We start from the raw sequence: 24,116 nt of genomic DNA, 5'->3' as shown, positions 1-24,116 counted from the left end.
AGAGGCTGTGTGTCGGTGTTCACTGTGGGGTACCTTCGCCTTCGGCTGCGGTATGAGCGCCTTCGGGCGGCCGTGCCGCGCTCATGGCTTGCCCGGCCGTCCGGCCTGGTCCCACGCAGCGGATGCGCGCAACAGGCGCTCCAGATCCCGCTTGGCCTTGGCGGCCCCCCGGGTGTCCATCGCGGCGGGAAAGCGCATCATCCATCGGCCCATCGGGTCCACCAGATACAGATGCTCGGCCAGTCGATGGCCCGGGGCTGGCGCCAGCCAGGCGCCGAGCGCGGCGCCATCGACCCGCAGCACGGTGGCTTTTTGCAGCGCCGGCGCCAACGCCGCCGGCGGACTGGCGCCGTCGTCGATCAGCCAGACCCAGTCGATGCGCTCCTTGTCCTTGCCCAGGCTTTCACGCAATTGCCGCTGGAGATAAAGCTGCCTTTGGCAGGCGGCATGGCAATCGCCGCCCGCCACGCTGACCAGCAACCACTGGCCTTTGAGCGCAGCCAGGGGCATCGTGCTTGCGTCCAATGCGGTCGCTGCCAGTTCGGGGATGCTGCGCTGCGGGTCGATCAACTCGCCGTAGTTGCGGTGGCCTTCGGGCCGGATCAGGTAATAAGTGACATACGAGGCGATGACCGGCGCTGCGCAGACGAGCAGCAGGGCCAGCATCTTGTAGCGGCCATGGCGTGTGCGCTGTGCCAAATCCACCGCCGCGCCGGCTTCAGGCACGCTGTGCACGGTCAGGCCGAGCAGATGTCCGGCATGGGCCGGGGCTGGCAGGTCAGGCGGCAGGCTGGCCGCGCGGGCGAATGAAGCGTCGGACGATTTGGAACCAGACATACAAAACTGCCATCAGGCCACAAAGCCCGAACCATTGAAATGCGTAACCGTAGTGCTTGTCCACGCCGGTGTCGATCGCGGGCCAGTCGCGCCGCAGACCCTCGCTGGCTGGCCCGGTCTGCAACACCGTGAGATTGGCCAGCGCCAGGCCGGTCTCGGCTCGAAACGCGGCCAAGCCGAGATTTTGCCGGATACGGGAAGATGCGCCATCACCGCCTTGGAACTCGTACAGCCGCGAAGGGGCCGGGGCCACCCGCCCGACGACCTGCACCACGGTGTCCCTGGGGGTTTGCACCGGGGGCAGCCGACTGTGCTGCTGAAAGTTGCGCGGCGCCCAGCCCCGCTGCACCAGCAGCACGCCAGCGTCCGGCCCGGTCAGTTGCAGCGGCGTGACGACGAAAAAACCGACCTGCCCCTGCATCTGCCGGTTGTCCAGGTACACCGTGTGTTCGGGCCGCCAACGGCCTTGCAGAACCACCGCCCGGTGCACTAGTGTCGCGTCACCGATCATCTGTCGGTCTGCGCTGGCCATCGGAGCGCATCGCGGCGTTGCATCGCTTGCCAATACGCTCGGTATTGGCTGCGCGATGCGCCTTGCGCTGCGCTCCGATGGCTGCGCGCAGCCTACGACATCTGATCCGTGACGCGACACTAGGGCCTGCGCCGCAGCGGCAGGCCCCGCGGCGCCGGTGAGCAAGGTCCGGGCATCGATGGCGGGCATCCGGCCGCGCGCCTCGATCAAGGCTTGCAGCGCCTGCTTTTCTGCTGCGCGCGACAACTGCCAGCGCCCCAGCGAAGCCGTCACCAGCATGCCCGCCAGCGCTGCCAGGGTCAGCAGCCAGAAATGCCGGTCGATGGAAGCCGGGGCGCTCGTCACGGGATAATCGGCTCCATGAAATATCTTCTGCTGCTCGGGTTCTGCGCCATTGTGGCCAGTTTGGCGTCGGCCTTGTTCTTCATGCTGCGCAATGGCCGCGAGGACGGCAGCAAAGGCCGGAAGATGGCCACCGCGCTCGCCGTGCGGGTGGGGCTGTCGATACTGCTGTTCTTGTGCATTCTGAGCGCCTGGCAACTGGGCTACCTACAGCCGACCGGATTGCCTGCCGGCAGCAACAAAAAAGCGCCGTGAGGCGCTTTCTCGTCGTTGCCGGGCGCGGCTCACATCCAGTAGACCAGCACATACAAACCCAGCCACACCACGTCGACGAAGTGCCAGTACCAGGCGGCGCCCTCGAAGCCGAAATGCTTGTCGGCCGTGAAATGCCCTTTTTGCAGCCGCAGCGTGATCACCAGCAGCATCAGCATACCCATGAACACATGGAAGCCGTGAAAGCCGGTGAGCATGAAGAACGTCGAGCCGAACACGCCCGAACTGAGTTTGAGGTTCAGGTCGGTGTACAGGTGGGTGTATTCATAGCCCTGCACCAGCAAGAAAGTCAGGCCCAGCAGCACGGTCACCCACATGAAGCCAATCGTCTTGGCACGCTGGTTGGCACGTAGCGCGTGGTGGGCAATGGTCAGCGTCACGCCCGAGCTCAGCAGCAGCGCGGTGTTGATCGTCGGCAGCCAGAACGGGCCTACGGTCTGGAAAGGCTCGACGATGCCGGCCGGCGAGGCCGTGGCACCGGCGGCCATGCTGGGCCAGACGGCCTTGAAATCGGGCCAGAGCATGGCGTTGTCCAGGCTGCCCAGGGCCGGCACCGAATGCGCGCGGGCCCACCACAGTGCCGTGAAGAAGGCGCCGAAGAACATCACCTCCGAGAAGATGAACCAACTCATGCTCCAGCGGTACGACAGCTCGATCTTGTGCCCGTACAGGCCCGATTCGCTCTCGCGGATGGCGTCGCCGAACCATTGGTACAGCACGAACAGCCAGCCCAGCAGACCGGCAACCAGGCAATATTTGCCCCAGTCATGGCCATTGATCCACTGGCTTGCGCCCAGGATGACGAAGAACAGACCGGCCGCAGCCAGCGCCGGGTGACGGGACTCGGCAGGCACATGGTAGTACGGGGCTTTGCCGTGGGTTGATGCACTCATTGGTAGTTCCTGATTCACAAAATCTCGGGATTGCCCACTCACACGATCCAGCGGACCAGCAGTATCAGCGCGGCCACCAGCAGAAAGATCGCCACCAACCCCACCGCAATGATGTGCAGCGGATTGAGTTGCTCCACATCCTGCTGGTAATCGCTGCCCTTGCGCAGGCCAATCAGCGACCAAGCCACTGCGCGCATCGTGCGCAGCAGTGATCCCTTGCGCTCGGGTTTGGCTGCGCCATTCATGAACCGGCTCCCGACACCACAGCGGAAGGATGGAGCAGGGCTGCCGTCGATGGCGGGGGGACATTGCCGCCCTGGGGGAGAACGATGCCGCCCTGAGGGGCGGGGGGTATCTTGCCGCCGACCTCAAAGAACGTATAGGACAGCGTGATGGTCGCCACGTCCCTGGAAAGGCGCGGATCGATCACGAAGGCCACCGGCCATTGCCTCTTTTCGCCGGGCTCCAGCGTGTATTGGTTGAAGCAAAAGCACTCCAGCTTGTTGAAGTGCGCTGCCGCCTGGCGCGGCGCATAGCTCGGAATGGCCTGCGCTGCCATGCGCCGGTCCTGCACGTTCTGAAACTCGTACATCACTGTCGTCAACTCGCCCGGATGCACCTGCACCGAACGCTGGGCGGGCCTGAAACTCCATGGGCCGCGCGCGTTGGCATCGAACTCCACGGTGATCGTGCGCGACCTGTCCACCTGCGTATTCGCCGGCAGCCGGGCATCCTTGCCGGCCACGCCGTTGCCGGGCACCTGCCGCTCGGAGAGCGACAAGATGTTGATGCCCGTCACTTCGCAGATCTGCCGGTAGATCGGAATCAGCGCATAGCCGAAGGCGAACATGCCGGCCGCAACCACCAGCAGTTTGCCGAGCATCTTGGCGTTGGCGCGGTGCAGGTTCAGGCCCATGACGAACCCTCATCGCGCCGTGCGGTATTTCGGGGCGGTTTCATGGCGACCAAGCCACCCTGGCCATGAAGCCGATGAAGAAAACCAGGGCCACGGACGCCAGGATCAGCGCCATGCGCAGGTTGCTCTTTTTCTGTTCGGGGGTCATGGGCTTGGGGTCCTCAACCAATCACGCGGGTTGCGCTGGCATCGAGCCTGGGCGGAGTGGCAAAGGTGTGGAACGGGGCGGGCGACGGGACCTCCCATTCCAGACCCTCGGCACCGTCCCATGGCTTGGTGGGGGCTTTTTCACCCTTGCCACGCAGCGCAGGAACGACCACCGCCACGAAGAAATACACCTGCGCCAGACCAAAACCGAAACCGCCCACGGTGGCAATTGCGTTGAAGTCGGCAAACTGCAATGCATAGTCCGCATAACGGCGGGGCATGCCGGCCAGCCCCAGGAAATGCATCGGAAAGAAGGTGATGTTGAAGAAGATCAGCGAAGACCAGAAGTGGATTCGGCCGCACTCTTCGCGATACATCACGCCGGTCCATTTGGGCAGCCAGTAGTAAATGCCGGCGAACATCGAGAACAGCGAACCGGCCACCAACACATAGTGGAAATGGGCCACCACGTAATAGGTGTCCTGCAACTGAACGTCCAGCGGGGCCATGGCCAGGAACAGGCCGGTGAACCCCCCCATCGTGAACACGAAGATGAAGCCCACGGCGAACAGCATCGGGGCTTCAAAGGTCATCGAGCCGCGCCACATGGTGGCGATCCAGTTGAAGATCTTCACGGCCGTGGGCACGGCGATCAGCATGGTGGCGTACATGAAGAACAACTGGCCGGTCACCGGCATGCCGGTGGTGAACATATGGTGCGCCCAGACGATGAACGACAAGATTGCGATCGACGAGGTGGCATACACCATCGAGGCATAGCCGAACAGCCTCTTGCGCGCAAAGGCCGGCACGATCTGGCTGATGATGCCGAAGGCCGGCAAGATCATGATGTACACCTCGGGGTGGCCGAAGAACCAGAAGATATGCTGGAACATCACCGGGTCGCCGCCACCGGCGGGGTTGAAGAAACTGGTGCCGAAGTGGCGGTCGGTCAGCGTCATGGTGATGGCGCCAGCGAGCACCGGCATCACGGCGATCAGCAGGTAGGCCGTGATCAGCCAGGTCCAGGCGAACATCGGCATCTTCATCAGCGTCATGCCCGGGGCGCGCAGGTTCAGGATGGTCACGATGATGTTGATCGAGCCCATGATGGAACTGGCGCCCAGGATATGCAGCGCAAAGATGCCGGCGTCCATCGACGGCCCCATCTGCAGTGTCAGCGGGGCGTACAGGGTCCATCCTGCGGCGGGCGCGCCGCCGGGCATGAAAAACGAACTGACCAGCATCAGCGCCGCCGGGATCATCAGCCAGAAGCTGAAGTTGTTCATGCGCGCAAAAGCCATGTCGGCAGCGCCGATCTGCAGCGGAATCATCCAGTTCGCAAAGCCCACGAAGGCCGGCATGATGGCCCCGAACACCATGATCAGACCATGCATCGTGGTCAACTGGTTGAAGAACTCGGGGTTCATCAATTGCAGGCCGGGCTGGAACAACTCGGCGCGGATCAGCAGCGCCAAAACGCCGCCGACCATCAGCATGGCGAACGCGAACAGCAGGTACAGGGTGCCGATGTCCTTGTGGTTGGTGGCAAACATCCAGCGGCGCCAGCCGGTGGGGCCGTGGTGCTGGCCGTCGTCATGCGCGTGATCGCCAGCATGCCCATGGTTGTCGAGAACTGCGCTCATTGCCGGATTCCTCAATCGGTGATCAGGTGATCGGTGATTACTTGCCACGCTGGGCCACGACCTCGGCGGGCTGCACCAGTTGGCCGGTCTTGTTCGACCAACTGTTCTTGGTGTAGCTGACCACGGCCGCAATGTCGGTATCGCTCAACTGCTGCCAGGATGGCATCGCGCCATTGGCCGCGCCCTTGAGCACGATCTGCAACTGCCGGGTATGGTCGGCTTCGATCACGATGGCCGAGCCGTCGAGCGACTTGATCGGGCCGGCGCCCTTGCCGTTGGCCTGGTGGCAGGACGCGCAGTTGGCGGCATAGACCTTCTCGCCGCGCTTGAGGATCTCGTCGAGCGTCCAGACCTTGCCCGGGTCGTCGAGCTTGGCCGCCGCCTTCTTTCTTTGCTCGGCCACCCAGGCGCTGTAGTCCTCGGCCGACAGCACCTTCACATGAATCGGCATGTAGGCATGCTCCTTGCCGCACAGTTCGGCGCACTGGCCATAGTAGTCGCCGATCTTCTCGGCGCGGAACCAGGTGTCGCGCACGAAGCCGGGCAGCGCGTCCTGCTTGATGCCGAAGGCCGGCACCATGAAGGAGTGGATCACGTCATTGGCCGTGGTGATGATGCGGATCTTCTTGTCGACCGGCACCACCAGCGGGTTGTCCACCTGCAGCAGATAGTTGTCGGGCGCATTCCTGACATCGCCGCTGTCAGACATGGCGCGGTGGCTGCTGTCCAACGTGGAGATGAAGGCCAGGCCCTCGCCTTCGCCGGTGAGGTAGTCATAGCCCCACTTCCATTGGTAGCCCGTGGTCTTGATTGTCAGGTCGGCATTGGTGGTGTCTTTTTGCGCCACCAGCACCTTGGTGGCCGGCAAGGCCATCACGATCACGATGACGAACGGAACGATGGTCCAGACCACTTCGACCGTCACCGATTCATGGAAATTGGCCGCCTTTGCCCCCTTGGAGCGGCGGTGCTTCCAGATCGAGTAGAACATCACCGAGAACACGGCCACGAAGATCGCCGTGCAGATGAGCAACATCATCCAGTGCAGGAAATGCTGCTCCTGTGCGATCCTGGTGGCGGGCGGAGCCAAGTTCAACTGGCGGACGGCGGGGCCACCCGGCAGGTCTTGGACGGCATGGGCTGCAAAGCCCACCCATGCACCGGCCATCAGCGGCAGGCAGGCCAGCTTGCTCGAAATGCTCTTCATGGTTCTCACTTATTCTCAAGCCTTGATGAAACCGATCCCTTGCGCATACCTTTGGTCCTTTGCCTGCATGGGGTCAGGCGGGGTACAAGGCCCACAAAGCCCAAAAGGCCCAAGCGGACGGCGCTGCGATGCCACGGCCGACCAAGCCCGGGGGTGCATGTCGGCCGGCGATTGTAGCGCTCCTTGCAGCCTGTGTTGATGCCAGAGTGACCGGCCAAGCCAAGCATTCTTGCTGCACCACCCACCCAGTGGCGTCTTGCGCCGGAGGCTGCGGATGACCCAAGCCCACGCCATTACACACAGCCCTCCTCCTTGAAGCCCGCGCCCGTGCCAGCAATAGATGAGCAGTTCAGTCTGGTATACCTTTCCCCCACTTGGTTTATTTTTTGACGAAAGAGACAACGATGACATGGGCCGCAGAAGAATTTGCAGGAGCGCAGTTGGGAGATGCGCGCTTGAATCATCGCTTGATCAAACGCACGGAGCGATTTGCCGACAAACCCACGGCCAGCATTCCTGGGGCATGTCCGGATGGGGGCGAAACGCAAGGGGCGCATCGATTTTTCGATCAAAACAACAACGCCAAACGGCCCTTGAATCGAGATTTTCCATTGGAGAACCCTCAAGGCAAAGAAACGGGAGAAAACCGAGCAGGCAAATCGAAGGTTTGAGCGGTATCCCACCAGCCTTGCATCCATGCGCACCGTTGCATCGCCATCGCCAAATGCAAGATGGATTTTCGGCTTTCCGTGGTGATGTAAGCGGGTTTTGCGAATGATTTGTAGCGCAGTGTTTGCAAGGTGTGCCGGACCGTGTTCGATGTGTGCTTGACCGTGCTGGTTTTGAATAGTGCCTGGCGCAGCAAACTCATCAGGTCATAGGCCCGCATCACCGTATTGAGTCGGCCCTGCAAATTCTCTGCGACCCGCATGAATGCTGGATTTTTGGCTCTTTGTGGTCCACCGAATCTCCCAGGATTCGTTGAACAGGCAGCTGATTCCTGAGAGATTTGCGCAATGCCCGAGCCCACCGACACGGCTGATTTCTTCCGCTCCCGTCTGGCCGAGATGATCGACTTGCGCCACCCGCTGGCGGTGCTGGCGAGCCGTCTTCCCTGGACGCAGATCGAAGCGGCACTGGCACCTTATTTCGCGCGTCGGGTCCGTGCCGGTCGAGTTCTGGAACACGACGATCTCTTCGGCCCTTCGCTCCAGGTCGCGGGCGCCGGTGTCGCCGCCGCGGGCCGCCCGCGTCTTCCCCTGCGCCTCATGGCCAGCCTGCTGTATCTGAAGCACGTCTACAAGCTCAGCGACGAGGAACTGGTCGAGCGCTGGGCCGAGAACGTGCAGTGGCAGTTCTTCAGCGGCATGACCTTCTACGAGCCACGCCTGCCCTGCGACGCCACCCAGATCGGGCGCTTCCGCTCGATCCTGGGCGAGGCCGGTGTCGAGGAACTCCTGAAGGCCACCATCGACACTGCGGTGGCCTCCAAGGCGATCAAGCCGGCCGAGTTCGAGCGCGTGATCGTGGATACCACCGTCCAGGAGAAGGCCATCGCCCACCCCGTGGACTCCCGCCTGCTGGAGATCGCCCGCGCCAAGGTGGTGGCTGCCGCCAAGCGCGCGGGCATCGCGCTGAAGCAGACCTTCGCCAAGGAAGGCAAGAACCTGCGCCGCAGGGCTGGCGGCTACGCCCACGCCAAGCAGTTCAAGCGCTTGAAGAAGGTGCTCAAGCGCCAGCGCACGGTACTGGGTATCGTGCTGCGCGAAGTGCAGCGCAAGCTTTGCAAGTTGCCTGCGACATCGGTGCCTGCCGTCGATCGCTTGCGCGCACTGATGGGCCGCGCCGAGCGCATTCGCACCCAGCGCCCGAAGGACAAGAACAAACTCTATGCATTGCACGCGCCCGAAGTTGAGTGCATCGGCAAGGGGAAGGCGCGCCGGCCTTACGAGTTTGGCGTGAAGGTCAGCGTGGCCGTCACGCACAAGCAGGGGCTGGTGGTCGGTGCGCGCAGCTTCACGGGCAACCCGTATGACGGCCACACGCTGGCCGAGCAACTCGAGCAGGTCAAGATCCTGACGGAGGACACGGGCGCCAGCCCGAAGCAGGCAGTGGTGGACCTGGGGTTCCGGGGCGTGGACGCAGCCAATCCGGGCATCCAGATCATTCATCGGGGGCGCTTCAAGTCCTTGACCGATGCCCAGCGCCGCTGGCTCAAGCGAAGGCAGGCGGTGGAGCCCACCATCGGACACCTGAAGCACGACAACGGGATGGATCGGTGCTGGCTGCAGGGTGCCACCGGTGACGCGCTGCATGCAGTGCTGTGTGCGGCGGGCTACAACATCCGCTGGCTGCTGCGCGCCATCATGCGCCTCGGGCTCAAGGGCCTTTTATTGCGCCTGATCGCCTTGCTGCGCACGCTCATCGGCGTCCCCCACTTCTTCGCATCCAACGAAATCACGCCATCACGCGCCGCCGCGCGGTTCGCTGCGATAGCGAAATGAATTTCGCAGGTCCGACTATTGAGGGTTGCCTCGGTGGCCCAAAAATCCTTCATGTTGAAACTGTCAGCGGCGAAATCGTATTAGTCGGTTGAACAAGGCTACGGCAGAAACGGGCTTCGCCTGATCGAACTCCTGGAGGGCATGCCACGCATCACCGATGCGACGCTCGAACGAGCACGGGGGGGGGTCAGATGAAGACCCTGATGCACCCCATCGAGGACTGGCGCTGGCTGATTCAGTGCTGGCCAAAGGGCAGCACAGCGATGATGGCAACCAGAATCGGGAATCAGGCGAGCGCTTTGACGAGCAGAGCCGCCATCGCAGCGACCAAGACGCCAAGCATCCATTTGAGCAGCAGCATCTCGCCCTTCATCTCGGCGAATCCCTTATCGACCTCGGCGAATCCCTTATCGACCTCGGCAAACCCTTTGTCGATCTTCGCTTCCATCCGCGTGATGGCGTTTTCTGAGCGCAATCCGGCTTCAGAAAAATCACGCTTGACCGCATCTTCAAGCGCCTTGCGCTGCGCGCTGATCAGCGCGTCGAGTTCCACGCGCTGCTCGCCCAATGCCACCGCCAATGCATCAGCCTCCGCCTCGGCTTGCGCAGGCGGCACACCAGCCGCCTTGAGCTTGTTGGCGAATTTGAGCGTATCGAACGTGGTGCTGGACATGCCGCCGATGCTACCGCACTTGACATTCGGTGGATCGGCAGCCGTTCATCGCGCACGACCGCAGACCATCGAGCACCTGCGCCGTGCACAGGCCGGCAAACCGTCCTTGCCCGCCCAATCACCTGCGCGCCCGGGAGCAGCGGCATGAAGCGCATCTACATCAGCGGCCCGATGAGCGGCGGCCTGCCGGACTTGAACTTTGCGGCCTTCCATGCCGAGGCCAGGCGTCTGCACGCGCTCGGTTGCGAGGTGGTCAATCCGGCAGACATCAACCCTGTCCGAGGTCGTGGTCGCCCCGTTGCACTTCGACGCGGCGGCGGCCGTCGTGAACTCTTCTCTGAGCCAAGACGAGCGAGGGGCGTCGCTGACACAGAAGGGCCTGCGATTGCCCTCAGCAGCAATGCTGCAAAACTGAAAAATCAATAGAGGACAACCCGGTATCCGGAGATCGCATCATGCCGACGCGAAATCGCATCGTTGTGTCGCCGCCGCCAGTGGATGCTGTGGGTCAGTGGCGCGCCTGCATATCAGCGAGCCGAATCCCGCCTCATTGGGCGAAAAAATTTGATCCTCTCTGGAGACGAAATGAAGGCTCCATGTCAATTCATCGTTAGTGCGAGTCTGCTTGCGACGTGCGCCGGCGTATCCGCCCAGTCTTCGGTGACTGTGTATGGCCTGATGGACTTGGCCATCGAGCGTGTTACCAACCTGGGCCCCCTCCACGGCCAAGTCACACGTATGCCATCACTCACGGGGAGCCTGCCGTCACGTCTCGGCTTTCGCGCTACGGAGGACCTCGGCGGCGGGCTGTCCGCAGGGTTCACACTGGAGATGGGCATTGCTCCGGACAGTGGGGCTTTGAATCAAGGCGGTCGCTCCTTTGGCCGACAGTCGTTCGTGAGCGTTGGGGGTCCATGGGGAACCGTGGGGATGGGACGACAGTACACAGCCTTGTATTGGTCGCTACTGGGCTCCGACGTCATGGGCCCCAGCCTTCACACATTTGCAAACCTGGATTCCTACATTCCAAACACCCGCACGGACAATTCGATCTCGTATAGGGGCAATTTCTTTGATGGCCTCTCAGTGGGCGCGACATACAGCCTTGGCCGTGATGTGGTGAATGCAGGTCCTAGTCCGGCCGGCACCAACTGTCCAGGGGAAAGTGCCACCGACCAACGCGCCTGCCGTGGGTGGTCGGCATATGCAAAGCACGATAAACCCACTTGGGGAGTCGCGATCGCGATCGATGCGATCCGAGGTGGACCAGGAGCGTTCGGTGGCTTCATCCTCAGCGCGATGAAGGACACGCGCTCGACTTTGAATGGACATCTGAAGTTTGGCGAAATGAAGATTGGCGGAGGCTTGATACGGCGCAATAACGACGCAAGTGTTGCGACGCCGCGTAGTGACCTATGGTTCATTGGTCTGAGTTACCCCCTCACGCCAGTACTCATACTTGATGCGCAATACTCGCAACTCAAGTTCGACCGTAGCGCGAACAAGGCAACCCACCCGGTCGCGCGCATGACCTACTTCTTGTCCAAACGCACTGCGGTTTACGCTTCTGTCGGTCACATTACCAACCGGGGTTCGCTGGCCCTCGCCGTCAGCGCAGCTCAACCGGGAAGCGCCCCAGTGGCGGGCGGTTCTCAAAATGGTGTTGGTTTCGGACTTCGACATTCATTCTGAGTTCGCAAAGCGCATGCGTCCCGTTCCACTTATTTGAAGAAGAGCTCGACCTGCCATCGGCTCTCGTAGAGCTGTAGAGCGCAGCGATCGTCAACGCCGGCAACGCCATGTGGTTGGTCAGAAAGATCAGCGTCTTGCCCGATTCCGGGTCCTTGAATCGGATGCGGCGCATGTGCCGGGGATATCTCTTGGTCGAGTAGTGCCCATTAAGCATCACCTGCTGGCTTCGATGTCGCGCAGGCTCTCTCGCCACGTCCATTGAGCGAATGCCATGGCGCGAAACTGTTCGGCGCAGGACAACGTGCGCATGCCCGAGTTGCCACCGAGCGTTGCACGATGCGAGCGAAGCTGGTCCATGGCACGAAAACTCCATGACCTGAGCAAACAAGGTCTTGCCGATGTACACGGGTACCTCCCGAGTCTGTGAGACCCGGCAAAGTACGCCGTTTTCGAGATCGAAGTCCAAGTCGGCAGCAAGCAAAATCGGCCTTGCAGCCGGCGCCAGCGTTCGATTTCGGCCTTGGCGTCGATCATTTAACCGGACAGTAGTGCGCTATTTCCTTGCTGCAGACTCATGCTGTGCTCTTGGCCGACCGCGTGTTCTCGGAAGAGGAACTCCGCCCTGTCTGCTTGACGGCCAACGATAGCCTCCACGATTGAGTGATGTTGACGATGTGCGTAAAACAACAGGTCGAACATTGCTTGCCTCCCCACTGCGGAAAACGCAATGCTGTCGGGGCTGGTGAACGGAACAAGATTACATCGCGCAGCGAAGCTTGCCAACAAGGGCATGCCGGCCCCTTCGAGCACCAAAGAGTGAAAGCGCAAATTCATCTCTCCATACCTGACTTCGTCGTCTTCATGAAGAGTGCGAGTGGAAAATAGTGCGTCGCCGGCCCGAAGCGTGTCTCGCAAGGCGTCGAGCAAGGATGCCTTGACTCCTCGTTCAGCCAGTTGCCGTGCAGCGAAGCCTTCGAGCAACGCTCTTAATCGAAGCGCCTCCAGACTCTCGCCCGGACCGAATGCGCGTACCGCAAATCCGCGTTGTCCAGATCTCACCAGCAGCCCTTCTTGTGCCAGTGCCGGCAACGCCTGCCTCACCGGTGTACGGGAGATGCCTAGCCGGGTTGCGAGATCGGCTTCCCGCATGCGTTCGCCCGGCGCGAGTTCACCGCGCAGGATCATCTCGCGCAACTGGAGCATGGTGGTTGTCTGGTTCATGGAAGACGAAGCGCCAAGGTTGCCGATTGGTGGCAAGAACATACGAAAAATAAATGCGCAGGGTAAGCCTCAAGGTAACACATCCCGCCGTCCTGGGATCCCGAAACCAATCTTTGGATCCCGCATAGGGAATTTCAAGCAAGGGTAAACCATGTTTGATGCAATTCGGGATCCCAAATACATTTGACCCAACGCAAGCGGGGCTTGCCCACATGAAAGCGGCCAGTGAAGAAAAGTCTTCTCGAGGTGGTGGTAAAAGGCATTCGGCAGCTAACTCCAAGGGTGCGCGAATACCTACTCTGTTCGCTGGATGCCTCGCCGTTGCCCAGCTACGCGCCCGGCTCCCACATTGAGCTGCACACCGTTTCTCCAGAAAGCGGTCCCATCATTCGGCATTACTCGCTCGTGGGCGGTGCCGGGTTGTGGGATGACACTCCCGACACCTACCGGATCGCTGTGCAACGCGAGGATCGCCGGCGCGGATCTGCACACATCCACGACTCGTTCGGGATCGGCACCATCTTGCGCGTGTCGGTGCCCAAGAACAACTTTCCGCTGGATCGACGCGACACGAAGAGCCTTCTTCTCGCAGGGGGCATCGGAATCACACCAATCCTGTCGATGTTGCGCAGCCTAGTCCGCCGGCATCGTGATTTCGAGTTGGTTTACGCTGGACGTGCAGGTGCCGACTTGGCCTACTGTGCTGACGTCCAACGCTTGGCAGGGGCGCGCGGCAGGATTCACGAAAGCGGCTCCGACAACCACCTCGACCTCCGGGCACTGCTGACTGCCCAACCCGGGGGTACGACGGTCTACATATGCGGACCTGCCGCGATGGTCGACGCCACCCGCAGGGAGGCTTCGACGCTCGGATGGGTCGATACACGAGTCCGCAGCGAGCTTTTCATCGCGGGGCCTACTGGAGATGAAGTGCCCTTTGACGTCGAACTCAAGGCGTCCAAGCGTCGCATCCATGTCGGCCGCGACACCACCATTCTCGACGCTCTGGCTGCTGCAGGTGTCCACGCACTCCACGATTGCCGGCGCGGCGAATGCGGCCTCTGCCCGATGACCGTGCTCGAGGCTGATGGACCCATTCAACATCGCGACACATACCTGTCCGAAGAGGAGCGCACATCGCAGAAAACGCTTTGCATTTGCGTGTCCCGCATCAAAGGCGCGCGGTTACTACTCGATGCCTGATTCACAAACTCGATGGAGCAACCAATGTCTGAATTGATGGAAATAGAGCCGCCGTTTGTTTTTGAATCCGGAGGATTCGCCGACCACACCACGCCGCTCGTGCGTGACTGTTGGTACATCGCCGGCCGCAGCGGTGAGATTTCAAGAAACATCATCAGCCGGCGGTTACTCGGAGTGGACGTCGCGCTTTACAGGACGTTGGCAGGTGAGCCGATTGCAGTGCGCAACAGGTGTCCCCATCGTTCATTCCCTCTCGCCAAGGGGAAACTTGTGGGAGACATCCTTGTCTGCGGCTACCACGGCATGCAGTTCGACCCATCGGGTCATTGCGTCAACATGCCCTCCATGCCCATCGTGCCGACGAATGCGAGCGTCCGCACATTTCCAGTCGTCGAGCGCGCTCCTCTGGTGTGGATTTGGATGGGAGATCCGGACAAGGCCGATGAAGCCTTGGTGCCAGGCACGCATTGGCTGAGCGACCCACTTTGGAAGAGCGTTACGGGTGACTTCCATATGCAGTCGGACTATGTTTCGATGCACGAGAACCTGCTGGATCAAACGCACTTCCCTTTCCTGCATCCCGGCACCGTTGGTACCCCCGAGTATGCCCGTTCAAAGCTCAACGTCCGGGAGGAAGGCGACGTCGTCATCATCGACCGCGCGCTTCGCAACTCGGCCCCGCCGGGTATCTATGGCATTCCAGCCGGAATCATGGACAAAAAAGTCGATCGTCTTTCGGAAGCCCGCTTCGCTTCACCCGCGATACACACCGCCTTCGCAAAGATCATCGACCTTGCGCCAGACGCTGGCAAGCAGGCCGAGTACAGATTCAATATCACCCACCTCATCACGCCGGAGACGCAGACAAGCATCCATTATTGGTGGTTCAACTCACGCAACTTCAAGCTCGACGATGCAGATGCGGACCAATTCCTCTCCGACGCTTCGACGCAAGCCTATCTAGAGGACGTGGATGCCCTGCAATGGATCCTCGAAGTCGTCCGGAAAGATCACGAGAAGCAATTCGACCTCAATTTTGCCCCGGACAAGCCAGCGCTGTTGATGCGTCGCAGCCTTTATCACCGCGCCGCTGCCGAAGCCGGATATCGGCTTTGAACGACCCCGCACATTGATTGGAAACAAGACGTGGCAAGAATAATCGGTGGCATCGGGACGTCGCATGTCCAAACCCTACGTGTCGCATCCCGGACGATCATATGTCCTCTTGTGGAACATGATCCGCGCGGAGTCGCGCCACGAATACATCGAAGACGGCGAGAAGGCCATGACGGACGCCGGCCTCACGGATGAGGAAAAGGACATGATTCGTCGGCTCGACTGGATTGGCCTCGTTCGATACGGCGCCAACTTCTTTGTGCTCGAAAAGTATGCCCGCGTCGTGAAGACGCCAAACCTTGTCGTGTACGCCCTGATGCGAGGCCAGACGTTCGAGGAGTTTATGCAGACCCGGCAAGTTCCGAGCATGCGGTAACTCGAGATCCTGACTCAACCACTTTCCGAAAGCCACAAGTGAATGCATCCTCAACCTTTCCCTTGAATTCCTGGTACGTCGCCGCATGGGATGCCGAAGTCGGTCGCAAGCTGCTGGCGCGCACTGTATGCGACCAAGACATCGTGCTTTACCGCAAGCAAAACGGCGCAGCGGTGGCGCTGGCGGACGCCTGTTGGCACCGCCTTCTACCTCTCTCGCTCGGCACCATCGTTGACGACGACGTGCGCTGCGGATATCACGGACTCCGGTTCGACAGTGAAGGTCGTTGTACCCACATGCCGAGCCAAGAGACGATCAATCCGTCGGCCTGTGTGCGGGCCTTTCCGATCGTCGAACGGCATCGCTTCGTCTGGATCTGGCCGGGAGACCCCGCGCTGGCCGACCCAACTTTGGTGCCGGACTTGCGATGGATGAACGATCCTGCCTGGACTGGTGATGGCCGGATGACGGAGGTCAAAGCGGACTATCGACTCGTCATCGACAACCTGATGGATCTAACGCACGAGACTTATGTGCATGGATCGAGCATAGGCAATGAAGCGCTGGCGAAGGCGCCCTTCGATGCGGTGCATGGCGAAACCACGGCCACGATACGGCGCTGGGTGCTCAACGAGGATGCTCCGCCATTCTGGGGCGCGCAACTCGGCAAGCCCGGCCCCGTGGACCGCTGGCAGATTATTCATTTCAAGGCGCCTTCCACGATCGTTCTCGACGTCGGAGTGGCCCCCGCAGGAAGCGGTGCACCGGAAGGCCATCGCGAGGCTGGCGTCGGGATGTGGGTGATCCACATTCCTACCCCGTCCACGGCAAAGTCGTGCTACTACTTCTGGTGCCACCTTCGAAACTATCGTGTGCACGAACAGCGCGTGACGCGCGAAATTCTGCAAGGAGCTGGGGGGATTCTTCTGGAAGACGAGATCGTCATCGAGGCACAACAACGCGCGATCGACAAGAACCCGGATCGCGACTTCTACAACATGAACATCGACGCGGGCTCGCTCTGGGCCCGGCGTCTGATCGACGCGATGATCGAGAAGGAAACCCGGCGCCGCCCGATTCCTATCGCGGCGGCCTGAGAACGCCATGAATTACCACGACGAATGGATGCAGGTGGAGGTGCGGCGCATCCGCGACCTGACGCCGACTGTGCGGGAGTTCGAGCTTGTTTATCCGGAGCGCCAAGCTGCCGCCCCGGGTTCACACGTCAATGTCCGTGTGACCATTGATGGGCAGCCCGATAAGCGCTCCTATTCTGTTGTCTCGGGATCGGAAGATGCAATCGTGACCATTGCGGTGAAACTGCTTGCGGAAAGCCGCGGCGGCTCCCGATTCATGTGGACTCTGGAGCCCCGCATGCGGCTGCATGCGACGAAGCCGCATTCTGATTTCGAACTATCCCGCGGCGCGCCGCACTACCTGCTTCTGGCTGGCGGAATCGGGGTGACCCCGATTGTGGCGATGGCACGCGCGCTGAACCAGCTTGGCGCGAGTGTCCGGATGCTGTATGCCGCGCGCAGTCGGAATGAACTGGCTTACGCAGAAGAACTGGGCAACATACTTGGCGCGCGGGTCACCGTCTTTCCGGCGGACGAAGGAAAGATGGTCGATATTGCGGCGGAGGTCAGCGCTCTTCCTGCAGAGGGGGAACTCTACATGTGCGGCCCCATCGGTCTGCTCGATGCAGTGCGACAAGAGTGGGCGCTCCAGAAACGAGCACTGTCGAAACTTCGTTTCGAGACGTTTGGCTCAAGCGGCCACCACGCCGCAACATCGTTCCTGGTAAAGATTCCGCGCTTGAACCTGGAAGTCGTCGTGGCCGAGGATCGATCGATGCTCGATGCACTGACGTCTGCTGGCGTAGGAGTGCTGTCGGAGTGTCGACGTGGAGAGTGCGGCCTTTGTGCGATGGACGTGCTGAGCGTCGATGGCGAGATTGACCATCGAGATGTCTTCTTCAGCGGGGAACAGCGCGCACATAACAAGAAGGTCTGTGCTTGTGTATCCCGCGTTGCGGGTGGAACCATCGTCATCGAACCGGCGTTCCGAGGGGATCCAGACTTTGGGCGCATCGAAATTCTGAGTGACTGCGGCCTCAGGCAATGCGTCTATCCGTCGCACCTGCCCTGAATGGTTCGCTGCCGTATGTTCGCCGCTCTCGACACCGTGACTGCCACGTCGCACCTACGCGAAGTTCAAACGCTGCGCGTCGCAAAGATGGAGAGCAAGCCCGATGGACCATCCTTGCGCGTCAAGCTGCGCGGACTGCGTGCCATTGTCGCAGTCGTCGACCAAGGCGCTGTGGGTAAAGCGGCTGAAGTGCTGCACCTTTCGCAGCCCGCCGTGACGCGCGCGTTGCAGGATATAGAGGCCGGCCTCGGATTCCCGTTGTTCGACCGTACCGCGCGAGGCATGTTGCCGACTGCAGCGGGTCGCATTCTCGGCACACGCGCGCGGCGGGCCTTCGAAGAACTGGCGAAAGGCTGCAGCCGAGCCATCGCTTTGGTGGGATCGGCCCAATGCGAAATTAGCCGTGCTGCGCGCTTTTCTGCCGCGGTGGGGCCACAGGCGCTCGCGAGCTTGATCGCAGTGGCAGACATGGGAAGCGGCCCGCGTGCCGGTGAATGCTTGGGGTGTTCCCAGCCAACGATCCATCGAAATTTGCTGAAACTGGAGTATCTCGTTGGCGTGTCGCTGTTTCAGCGCACGCCCAGGGGCACGCGGCTCACCGAGTCGGGGGAGGCCCTGCTTCGCGGTGTGAAGCTTGCCTTTGCCGAGATCGCAATCGCCGAGGATGAATTGGCTGCGTTTGGAGGACGCCTTCAAGGTAGGGTGGTTGTCGCAGCGCTGCCTCTGTCCAGCGCCTTTCTGTTGCCGCGTGCGATTGACCGCCTGCTCAGCAAGCATCCGCGCCTCAATGTCACCGTTGTGGATGGCACTTACGACGCCCTCGTCCAAATGTTGCGCTGTGCGGATGTCGACATGATCGTAGGTGCATTGAGGTTGAACTCGCCGCCCTCCGAAATCGCTCAAGAAATGCTCTTTGACGACGGGCTCACGGTCATCGCCCGCGCCCAACATCCATGCCTTTTGACGCAGACCGCACGCGGATTGCGCGAGCTGGTCCGATATCCGTGGATCGTCCCACTGCCCAACACCCCAGCGCGTGCGGCATTTGAGCACGCGTTTCGGATCGAAGGCGTCGCATGTCCAGAAGCACAACTCCAGGTAAACAGCCCATCGGTCGTGCGCAACCTACTCCTGGAAAGTGATCGGTTGGCATTGCTCTCGCCGCTGCAAGTGGACGCTGAGTTGCGCACGGGCCAACTGGTTCAAGTACCTCTCGCGTTGCGAGATGCGTCAAGAGCAATCGGTGTGGCCACGCGGCGCAACGGATCGCTGTCGCCTGGCTCAGCGGGACTGCTCGACGAGTTGCGCGTGCTCGCGGCCACATTGCAGCCGAGCCACATTGCAGCCGACCGCGCCCACCCCGGTGTGAGCATATCGCCGTGCCGCATGGCTCCTGCATTGCCAAATGTGTACTCACTTGACTTGGGCTATCCGCAAAACGCATGAAATTTCAGGGCAAATTGATTCGACTGAGGCGCCCGACACTGCCATCCTCTGTTTCTGAATATGGCAATAGTGCGTCGACATCGGCGCCAACCCGGTTGCATAAACCACCTGCGCCCCGTGCGCCCAAGGAGACAAATCATGTTGCGTAGAAGATTGATTATGGCCAGCGCGTGCTGTGCACTGGGCATGGCGTTTAGCGCTCAAGCGGCCGAGATCAAAGTGGGGCTGCTCAGCCAGTTCTCAGGTCCCTATGCATGGTGGGGAAAAGAATACCAGCGCGGCGTGGACCTGTATCTCGCACAGATCGGCAACAAGATAGGCACCCATACGGTAACTGTCCTTGCCCGCGACGAAGGCGGCACCAGTCCGCAAAAATCACGCCAGTTGGCGCAGGAACTGGTGGTGCGCGACCAGGTTCAGTATCTTCTTGGTGGGACTTTTACACCGACCGTCCTCGGCGTCACAGATGTAGCGACGCAAACCAAGACCCCATTCGTGATCTGCAACGCCGGGACGTCGAGCGTCACGCAAAAATCTCCGTACTTCATTCGCGTGGGTTTCACCACCTGGACTGTGAGCGTTCCTCTCGTCCAGTACGCCTTGAGCCAGAATCTAAAGAAGGCGGCAATTGTCGCTGCTGACTATGCTCCCGGTCAGGATGCGATCGACGCGTTCGGACAAACTCTGTCCAAGCTGGGAGGAACGCTTTCTGGCGAGGTCAAAGTCCCTCTGGGAACGACCAACTTCTCAAGCTACCTTCAGCGCGTGCGTGATCTTCAGCCGCAAACGGTCTTCATGTTCATGCCAGTCGGACCAATGTCGGCAGGATTCATCAAGGCGTTCAAGGAACGGGAACTCGACAAGGCAGGCATCACGCTGCTGGCCAATGCCGAGACGAACGAAGCAGATCTCGGAGCCATCGGCGATAGCGCTCTGGGTCTCACGACTGCACTGCACTATTCACCGCATCTCGAAAATGCCACCAACAAGGCGTTTGTTGCAGCATACAAAACGAAGTACGGGAAGTCAGAACTTCCGAGCATCGCGTCACTCGCTGCGTATGACGGGATGCGCCTGATCGCGGAGATGATCCGTGCCAACGACGGCGTTCGCGACGGCGACAAGGCCATCACGGCCGCCAAGGGCTTCAAGTGGGAGAGTCCTCGCGGCCCGGTGAGCATCGATCCGAAGACACGCGAGATTGTGCAGAACGTCTACATCCGCAAGGTTGAGAAGATCGACGGCCAGCTTGGCAACAAATCTTTTCAGACCTTTACGGGAGTGAAGGATCCTTGGCACGAGGCCAACCCGCAGTGACTGCAACTTTCTGCCTGGCGAATCTCGAACCGACGTTGCTGCCGCCATGAACACCGCCTTTGCCACGTTGCTGTCGCTCGTAATCGACGGCGTCGCCTACGGAATGATGTTGTTCCTCATCTCCGTTGGTCTGACGATCACCTTGGGTGTAATGCGCGTCGTCAACCTTGCACATTCCGCATTCGCGATGATCGGCGGATATCTCGCCTTATGGAGCATGCAGCATGCAGGGCTCGGATTCTTCGTGGCGGTACCGATCGCAGTCATTGGCACGATGCTGATCGGTGCGTTGCTCGAGCGAACGCTTTATCGTTGGGTATACGCGACGAGTGGCCTGGGACAGATGCTCATGACGATCGGCCTTGCCTTCGTCATCACGGCCCTGTTCAAGAATCTCGGTGGAACCCAGTTGCAGTCCGTGCCAATACCCCCCTCCCTTCAGGGCAACTGGAACGTCGGCCCATTGAGCCTGTCCGTGTACCGCGCCTTCCTCGTCGGGGCGAGTGCCGCAGTGGGACTCAGCCTGTGGCTCGGCCTGGAAAGAACTTCGTTCGGGGCCAAGTTGAGGGCGTCTGTCGACAATCCACGGATAGCCCGATGTGTGGGCATCGATGTCCCTCTGGTCTTCTCGGTAACGTTTGCCATCGGATGCGGCCTCGCTGCATTGGGAGGTGCCCTCGGTAGCCAGTTCTTGCCGATCGAGCCGTACTACGGACTGAAGTATCTCGTGCATGTTCTCATCGTCGTTGCGGTCGGGGGCCTTGGAAGCCTGCGCGGGTCGCTATATGCGGGTCTGCTGCTGGGGGTGATCGATACGCTCGGACGTTACTACGTGCCAGCGTTGGGCGCCTTCGTTATCTACCTCGCCGTCCTCGCCATCCTTCTGATTCGCCCCCATGGCCTCGTGCCCAGAAGCTGAGCATGAACACAACCCACATTTCAGCAATGGCGGGCGCGCTTCGGCGACAACGCTTTACGGCAATCGACGCGGTGATTGCTGCTGCGCTGGTCGCTACCTTCTTCTTTGCGGAGCTGTATCTTGCGCTGGCGGTGAGCGTGCTCATCATGATCATCCTGGCGCTCTCACTGGACTTGGCGCAGGGATATGCAGGCATCGAGACATTAGGGCACGCTGCATTCTTCGGGAGCGGTGCCTACGCGGCCGGGTTGTATGCGCTGCATATTTCCACTGAGCCCTTCAGCGGTTTGGTTGTCGGCGCTGCCGCCGCCGCGATCGTGGGCGCGTTGACCGGCATCGCGGTCCTGCGCACCCAGGGCCTCACACAAATCATGCTGACCCTGGCCAGCGCCACGCTGCTGCTGGAGCTTGCAAATGTCGCCAAGAAGGTGACCATGGGCGACGATGGCCTGACCGGCTACTCGATTGCGCCCCTGCTAGGTCGCTTCGAGTTCGACATCCAGGGTCGCACCGCGTATGTCTATGCTGCCGTGGTTCTCATGCTCGTCTACATATTCGCGAAGTATTTCGTGAACTCGCCACTCGGCCTGACTGCGCAAGGCATCCGGGAAAATCCCGTTCGCATGCGGATGCTCGGCGTCCGCGTGTATGCGCGTCTCCTCGCAATCTACACGATCTCTGCGGCCGTGGCCGGCATTGCGGGAGCCTTGTCTGCCCAGGTCAATCGCATCGTCGGATTGGATGCTCTCGGGTTCACGTTGTCGGCGAACGTTCTTGTGATGCTGGCGCTGGGCGGCACGGGGCGGCTCTACGGTGCCTTCATCGGGGCCGTGCTCTTCATGCTGCTGTCGGACCGGGCTGCTGCGGTCGACCCGACCAATTGGCTGGCAGCGCTCGGCGTGTTGCTCATTCTTGCCGTTCGCTTTGCACCGGACGGCCTGATGGGACTGATCGAGAGATTCGCCTTCAAGTCGCGCCGAGAGGCTGCCAAGTCCCCGAACCATAGGAGTCAAGCACGGTGAGCGCGCCTCCACTCGAACTCCACGGCCTGCACAAGACTTTCGGCGCACTGGCCGTCACGCGTGACGTGAATCTCAGCCTGGCACACGGAGCGCGGCATGCCTTGATCGGTCCGAATGGGGCGGGCAAGAGCACGCTGATCAATCTCATTACCGGCGTACTTTCGCCGACGGCAGGACGTGTGTCGATTGCAGGACAGGACGTCACGAAGCTGTCGTCCGATCGGCGCGTCAAGTTGGGGCTGGCGCGGACGTTCCAAATCAATTCTCTGTTCATGCGGCTGACCGTTGCGGAAAACATCGGGCTCGCCCTCGCTGCACGCCACGGATTGGATGGTCGAATTGGCAGGCCCCTTGCGCGGCGGGAAGCACTGGTGGCAGAAGCTGCCGAGGGGCTTCGCACCTTGGGGTTGCTCGATCTCGCAGGGCGCCGTATCAACGAGCTGGCCTACGGTCAGCGACGCCAGGTCGAGATCGCGCTGGCGCTGGCGCTCAAGCCGAAAGTTCTGCTCCTCGACGAGCCAGTCGCCGGCGTCCCGTCCACCGAGGGCAAACGCCTATTTCAGTTGCTCGAAAGACTGCCCGAGGATGTCGCAGTGCTCGTGATCGAGCATGACATGGACTTGGTATTTCGCTTCGCCAAGCGCATCACAGTCCTTGTTGAAGGCGGCATCCTGGTGGAAGGCAGCGTCAGCGACATTCGCTCGGATCCGCACGTCCGAGACGTTTATTTGGGCAAGCGCGGCCATGACTGAAGCACTGCTCGACGTTCGTGGGTTGCATGCCGGCTACGGCGAGACCGTCATCCTGGAAGATGTTGGCATGCAGGTTGGCAATGGCGAGGCGCTTGCGCTTCTCGGTCGGAACGGCGTGGGCAAGACGACGTTACTGACGACCTTGCTAGGGTTGAACACGGTGCATCAGGGCACGGTTCGATTTTCCGGCAGGGACATCACTCGGTTGCCCTCCCATCAGCGAGCAAGGCTTGGCCTCGGTCTCGTGCCGCAGGAGCGCGAGATTTTCCGTTCCTTGACGGTCGAAGAAAACCTGCAGGTTGGTGCTGCGCCCGGTCCGTGGACACTTTCGCGCGTGTACGAATTGTTCCCTCGCCTGCAAGAGCGCAAGGGGAACCTCGGCCATCAGATCTCAGGTGGCGAGCAGCAGATGTTGGCGATTGGGCGTGCGCTGATCGGCAATCCGAAGATCGTCCTGTTCGACGAGCCATTCGAGGGATTGGCCCCGGTCATTGTCGATGGGCTGGTCGATGCGTTCCGGCGGCTGCGAAGCGATGGTGGCCTGTCCATCGTATTGGTCGAGCAGCACGCTGAATTGGCCCTCGAGCTCACCGAGCGTGCCATTGTCCTGGACCGTGGCCGCATCGTTTGGGAAGGCGCCAGCCCGACCCTCAGCGGCGATCCGGCGCGCCTGTCGTCGCTGATTGGCCTCGAGGTCGCTTAGCAGCGTATCGAGACTATGAAGGGCACGGTTGATAAAGCGCATTGCAACACTCGCCGATTGCATGCCACTTCAAGAAGCCAAGAAGCGATCACGCAACTTTGCGCCGATTTCCCATATCAAGCTGTTTATGAGCACACCATCCACTTCCTCTGCGGGTAGCACCGGCAAGTCGAGCCAACCCGTCGGCACCCATCCGGCTGATTTTGCCTGGCGTGCCGGCGGAGCGAGCGC

General features: G+C 61.0%; 27 protein-coding genes and 2 pseudogenes. 16 read left to right on the top strand and 13 right to left on the bottom strand.

What is annotated here, in order from left to right:
- Window positions 1-81: 81 nt before the first annotated feature.
- Window positions 82-837, bottom strand: a complete 756-nt coding sequence (locus VEIS_RS06755) for a hypothetical protein (RefSeq protein ID WP_041949865.1) — start codon at window positions 835-837, stop codon at window positions 82-84.
- On the bottom strand, window positions 779-1,714 hold the full coding sequence (locus VEIS_RS06750) for an SURF1 family protein (protein ID WP_011809158.1): 936 nt from the start codon (window positions 1,712-1,714) through the stop codon (window positions 779-781). Before VEIS_RS06750 ends, VEIS_RS06755 begins: the two co-directional genes overlap by 59 nt.
- 15 nt (window positions 1,715-1,729) lie before the next feature.
- Between VEIS_RS06750 and VEIS_RS06745 the strand changes: the two genes are divergently transcribed.
- On the top strand, window positions 1,730-1,966 hold the full coding sequence (locus VEIS_RS06745) for a twin transmembrane helix small protein (RefSeq protein WP_011809157.1): 237 nt from the start codon (window positions 1,730-1,732) through the stop codon (window positions 1,964-1,966).
- Window positions 1,967-1,995: 29 nt separating this feature from the next.
- Here VEIS_RS06745 and VEIS_RS06740 read toward each other — a convergent pair whose 3' ends face one another.
- From VEIS_RS06740 to coxB, 6 genes are read right to left on the bottom strand one after another with little or no spacing between them, the layout of a single operon-like run.
- Window positions 1,996-2,877 (bottom strand): cytochrome c oxidase subunit 3, encoded by an 882-nt coding sequence (locus VEIS_RS06740; protein ID WP_011809156.1) that lies wholly within the window; start codon window positions 2,875-2,877, stop codon window positions 1,996-1,998.
- Between the two features lie 38 nt (window positions 2,878-2,915).
- The gene (locus VEIS_RS06735; protein WP_041949864.1) at window positions 2,916-3,122 is read right to left on the bottom strand and encodes a DUF2970 domain-containing protein; all 207 of its coding nucleotides are present in this window, start codon (window positions 3,120-3,122) and stop codon (window positions 2,916-2,918) included.
- Window positions 3,119-3,793 (bottom strand): cytochrome c oxidase assembly protein, encoded by a 675-nt coding sequence (locus VEIS_RS06730; RefSeq protein ID WP_011809155.1) that lies wholly within the window; start codon window positions 3,791-3,793, stop codon window positions 3,119-3,121. The genes VEIS_RS06735 and VEIS_RS06730 overlap by 4 nt, the downstream gene beginning before the upstream one ends.
- A 40-nt stretch (window positions 3,794-3,833) precedes the next feature.
- Window positions 3,834-3,941 carry a cytochrome oxidase small assembly protein gene (locus tag VEIS_RS30320; protein ID WP_232287866.1) on the bottom strand — a complete coding sequence of 36 codons (108 nt, stop codon included), beginning with the start codon at window positions 3,939-3,941 and terminating at the stop codon, window positions 3,834-3,836.
- A gap of 13 nt (window positions 3,942-3,954) precedes the next feature.
- Window positions 3,955-5,586 carry a cytochrome c oxidase subunit I gene (ctaD, locus tag VEIS_RS06725; RefSeq protein ID WP_011809154.1) on the bottom strand — a complete coding sequence of 544 codons (1,632 nt, stop codon included), beginning with the start codon at window positions 5,584-5,586 and terminating at the stop codon, window positions 3,955-3,957.
- A gap of 37 nt (window positions 5,587-5,623) precedes the next feature.
- Window positions 5,624-6,793, bottom strand: a complete 1,170-nt coding sequence (gene coxB / locus VEIS_RS06720) for a cytochrome c oxidase subunit II (protein ID WP_011809153.1) — start codon at window positions 6,791-6,793, stop codon at window positions 5,624-5,626.
- Window positions 6,794-7,197: 404 nt separating this feature from the next.
- On the opposite strand from coxB, the gene VEIS_RS25710 reads away from it, so the two are divergent.
- Window positions 7,198-7,464, top strand: a complete 267-nt coding sequence (locus VEIS_RS25710) for an IS4/Tn5 family transposase DNA-binding protein (RefSeq protein ID WP_083758579.1) — start codon at window positions 7,198-7,200, stop codon at window positions 7,462-7,464.
- On the opposite strand, the gene VEIS_RS06715 is transcribed toward VEIS_RS25710, so the two are convergent.
- Entirely contained in the window at window positions 7,416-7,829 is a 414-nt protein-coding gene (locus VEIS_RS06715) for a hypothetical protein (protein WP_232287865.1), read from the bottom strand. The two genes, VEIS_RS25710 and VEIS_RS06715, sit on opposite strands and share 49 nt — an antisense overlap.
- On the opposite strand from VEIS_RS06715, the gene VEIS_RS06710 reads away from it, so the two are divergent.
- Window positions 7,810-9,297, top strand: coding sequence for an IS5-like element ISVei5 family transposase (locus VEIS_RS06710; protein WP_011807917.1), 1,488 nt, complete (start codon window positions 7,810-7,812; stop codon window positions 9,295-9,297). The genes VEIS_RS06715 and VEIS_RS06710 overlap by 20 nt on opposite strands.
- Before the next feature lie 286 nt (window positions 9,298-9,583).
- On the opposite strand, the gene VEIS_RS06705 is transcribed toward VEIS_RS06710, so the two are convergent.
- Window positions 9,584-9,970, bottom strand: coding sequence for a CCDC90 family protein (locus tag VEIS_RS06705; protein ID WP_011809150.1), 387 nt, complete (start codon window positions 9,968-9,970; stop codon window positions 9,584-9,586).
- A 144-nt stretch (window positions 9,971-10,114) separates the two neighbouring features.
- Here VEIS_RS06705 and VEIS_RS25705 point away from each other — a divergent pair, with 144 nt between their 5' ends.
- Together VEIS_RS25705 and VEIS_RS25700 are read left to right on the top strand one after the other, a co-directional pair.
- Window positions 10,115-10,396 (top strand): DUF4406 domain-containing protein, encoded by a 282-nt coding sequence (locus VEIS_RS25705; RefSeq protein WP_011809149.1) that lies wholly within the window; start codon window positions 10,115-10,117, stop codon window positions 10,394-10,396.
- Window positions 10,397-10,555: 159 nt separating this feature from the next.
- Complete coding sequence (locus VEIS_RS25700) at window positions 10,556-11,662, top strand: porin (RefSeq protein ID WP_011809148.1); 1,107 nt, start codon at window positions 10,556-10,558, stop codon at window positions 11,660-11,662.
- A gap of 32 nt (window positions 11,663-11,694) precedes the next feature.
- Here the strand turns inward: VEIS_RS25700 and VEIS_RS31505 are convergent.
- The 3 genes and pseudogenes from VEIS_RS31505 to VEIS_RS06690 form a co-directional block, all read right to left on the bottom strand.
- Window positions 11,695-11,885: pseudogene (locus VEIS_RS31505) on the bottom strand (IS4 family transposase); the annotation flags it as partial.
- Window positions 11,882-12,068 (bottom strand): annotated as a pseudogene (locus VEIS_RS31500) (DUF4372 domain-containing protein); the annotation flags it as partial. The pseudogenes VEIS_RS31505 and VEIS_RS31500, both read right to left, overlap by 4 nt.
- Before the next feature lie 128 nt (window positions 12,069-12,196).
- The gene (locus VEIS_RS06690) at window positions 12,197-12,883 is read right to left on the bottom strand and encodes a GntR family transcriptional regulator (RefSeq protein WP_041950607.1); all 687 of its coding nucleotides are present in this window, start codon (window positions 12,881-12,883) and stop codon (window positions 12,197-12,199) included.
- A 225-nt stretch (window positions 12,884-13,108) separates the two neighbouring features.
- On the opposite strand from VEIS_RS06690, the gene VEIS_RS06685 reads away from it, so the two are divergent.
- The 11 genes from VEIS_RS06685 to VEIS_RS06635 all read left to right on the top strand — a co-directional run bounded on the left by VEIS_RS06685 (window position 13,109) and on the right by VEIS_RS06635 (window position 23,885).
- Window positions 13,109-14,086, top strand: coding sequence for a PDR/VanB family oxidoreductase (locus VEIS_RS06685; RefSeq protein ID WP_011809146.1), 978 nt, complete (start codon window positions 13,109-13,111; stop codon window positions 14,084-14,086).
- Between the two features lie 24 nt (window positions 14,087-14,110).
- Window positions 14,111-15,202 (top strand): aromatic ring-hydroxylating dioxygenase subunit alpha, encoded by a 1,092-nt coding sequence (locus VEIS_RS06680; RefSeq protein ID WP_011809145.1) that lies wholly within the window; start codon window positions 14,111-14,113, stop codon window positions 15,200-15,202.
- Window positions 15,203-15,266: 64 nt separating this feature from the next.
- A complete protein-coding gene (locus tag VEIS_RS06675; protein ID WP_011809144.1) occupies window positions 15,267-15,578 on the top strand; it encodes a protocatechuate 3,4-dioxygenase in 312 nt (103 codons plus the stop codon).
- 62 nt (window positions 15,579-15,640) lie between these two features.
- A complete protein-coding gene (locus VEIS_RS06670) occupies window positions 15,641-16,675 on the top strand; it encodes an aromatic ring-hydroxylating dioxygenase subunit alpha (protein WP_083758578.1) in 1,035 nt (344 codons plus the stop codon).
- 7 nt (window positions 16,676-16,682) lie between these two features.
- Window positions 16,683-17,726, top strand: a complete 1,044-nt coding sequence (locus tag VEIS_RS06665; RefSeq protein WP_011809142.1) for a PDR/VanB family oxidoreductase — start codon at window positions 16,683-16,685, stop codon at window positions 17,724-17,726.
- A 15-nt stretch (window positions 17,727-17,741) separates the two neighbouring features.
- Window positions 17,742-19,172, top strand: a complete 1,431-nt coding sequence (locus VEIS_RS06660) for a LysR family transcriptional regulator (RefSeq protein WP_157048423.1) — start codon at window positions 17,742-17,744, stop codon at window positions 19,170-19,172.
- Between the two features lie 138 nt (window positions 19,173-19,310).
- Entirely contained in the window at window positions 19,311-20,489 is a 1,179-nt protein-coding gene (locus VEIS_RS06655) for an ABC transporter substrate-binding protein (protein WP_011809140.1), read from the top strand.
- 46 nt (window positions 20,490-20,535) lie between these two features.
- On the top strand, window positions 20,536-21,408 hold the full coding sequence (locus VEIS_RS06650) for a branched-chain amino acid ABC transporter permease (protein ID WP_011809139.1): 873 nt from the start codon (window positions 20,536-20,538) through the stop codon (window positions 21,406-21,408).
- Between the two features lie 2 nt (window positions 21,409-21,410).
- The gene (locus VEIS_RS06645; RefSeq protein ID WP_011809138.1) at window positions 21,411-22,430 is read left to right on the top strand and encodes a branched-chain amino acid ABC transporter permease; all 1,020 of its coding nucleotides are present in this window, start codon (window positions 21,411-21,413) and stop codon (window positions 22,428-22,430) included.
- On the top strand, window positions 22,427-23,182 hold the full coding sequence (locus VEIS_RS06640) for an ABC transporter ATP-binding protein (protein ID WP_011809137.1): 756 nt from the start codon (window positions 22,427-22,429) through the stop codon (window positions 23,180-23,182). The genes VEIS_RS06645 and VEIS_RS06640 overlap by 4 nt, the downstream gene beginning before the upstream one ends.
- A complete protein-coding gene (locus tag VEIS_RS06635) occupies window positions 23,175-23,885 on the top strand; it encodes an ABC transporter ATP-binding protein (RefSeq protein WP_041949861.1) in 711 nt (236 codons plus the stop codon). Before VEIS_RS06640 ends, VEIS_RS06635 begins: the two co-directional genes overlap by 8 nt.
- Window positions 23,886-24,116: the final 231 nt, after the last annotated feature.

Source organism: Verminephrobacter eiseniae EF01-2 (assembly GCF_000015565.1).
Lineage (GTDB): Bacteria > Pseudomonadota > Gammaproteobacteria > Burkholderiales > Burkholderiaceae_C > Acidovorax > Acidovorax eiseniae.
The sequence above is the reverse complement of the archived record's forward strand: the minus strand, read 5'-3'. Positions and strand labels throughout refer to the sequence as shown.

Coding starts and splice junctions, on each gene's coding strand:
- VEIS_RS06740 (WP_011809156.1), bottom strand. CDS start 2,877: ATGAGTGCATCAACCCACGGCAAAGCCCCGTACTACCATGTGCCTGCC.
- VEIS_RS25700 (WP_011809148.1), top strand. CDS start 10,556: ATGAAGGCTCCATGTCAATTCATCGTTAGTGCGAGTCTGCTTGCGACG.
- VEIS_RS06735 (WP_041949864.1), bottom strand. CDS start 3,122: ATGAATGGCGCAGCCAAACCCGAGCGCAAGGGATCACTGCTGCGCACG.
- VEIS_RS30320 (WP_232287866.1), bottom strand. CDS start 3,941: ATGACCCCCGAACAGAAAAAGAGCAACCTGCGCATGGCGCTGATCCTG.
- VEIS_RS06665 (WP_011809142.1), top strand. CDS start 16,683: ATGAATTACCACGACGAATGGATGCAGGTGGAGGTGCGGCGCATCCGC.
- VEIS_RS25705 (WP_011809149.1), top strand. CDS start 10,115: ATGAAGCGCATCTACATCAGCGGCCCGATGAGCGGCGGCCTGCCGGAC.
- VEIS_RS06710 (WP_011807917.1), top strand. CDS start 7,810: ATGCCCGAGCCCACCGACACGGCTGATTTCTTCCGCTCCCGTCTGGCC.
- VEIS_RS06755 (WP_041949865.1), bottom strand. CDS start 837: ATGTCTGGTTCCAAATCGTCCGACGCTTCATTCGCCCGCGCGGCCAGC.
- VEIS_RS06680 (WP_011809145.1), top strand. CDS start 14,111: ATGTCTGAATTGATGGAAATAGAGCCGCCGTTTGTTTTTGAATCCGGA.
- VEIS_RS25710 (WP_083758579.1), top strand. CDS start 7,198: ATGACATGGGCCGCAGAAGAATTTGCAGGAGCGCAGTTGGGAGATGCG.
- VEIS_RS06730 (WP_011809155.1), bottom strand. CDS start 3,793: ATGGGCCTGAACCTGCACCGCGCCAACGCCAAGATGCTCGGCAAACTG.
- VEIS_RS06705 (WP_011809150.1), bottom strand. CDS start 9,970: ATGTCCAGCACCACGTTCGATACGCTCAAATTCGCCAACAAGCTCAAG.
- VEIS_RS06650 (WP_011809139.1), top strand. CDS start 20,536: ATGAACACCGCCTTTGCCACGTTGCTGTCGCTCGTAATCGACGGCGTC.
- VEIS_RS06745 (WP_011809157.1), top strand. CDS start 1,730: ATGAAATATCTTCTGCTGCTCGGGTTCTGCGCCATTGTGGCCAGTTTG.
- VEIS_RS06635 (WP_041949861.1), top strand. CDS start 23,175: ATGACTGAAGCACTGCTCGACGTTCGTGGGTTGCATGCCGGCTACGGC.
- ctaD (WP_011809154.1), bottom strand. CDS start 5,586: ATGAGCGCAGTTCTCGACAACCATGGGCATGCTGGCGATCACGCGCAT.
- VEIS_RS06675 (WP_011809144.1), top strand. CDS start 15,267: ATGTCCAAACCCTACGTGTCGCATCCCGGACGATCATATGTCCTCTTG.
- VEIS_RS06655 (WP_011809140.1), top strand. CDS start 19,311: ATGTTGCGTAGAAGATTGATTATGGCCAGCGCGTGCTGTGCACTGGGC.
- VEIS_RS06645 (WP_011809138.1), top strand. CDS start 21,411: ATGAACACAACCCACATTTCAGCAATGGCGGGCGCGCTTCGGCGACAA.
- coxB (WP_011809153.1), bottom strand. CDS start 6,793: ATGAAGAGCATTTCGAGCAAGCTGGCCTGCCTGCCGCTGATGGCCGGT.
- VEIS_RS06660 (WP_157048423.1), top strand. CDS start 17,742: ATGTTCGCCGCTCTCGACACCGTGACTGCCACGTCGCACCTACGCGAA.
- VEIS_RS06690 (WP_041950607.1), bottom strand. CDS start 12,883: ATGAACCAGACAACCACCATGCTCCAGTTGCGCGAGATGATCCTGCGC.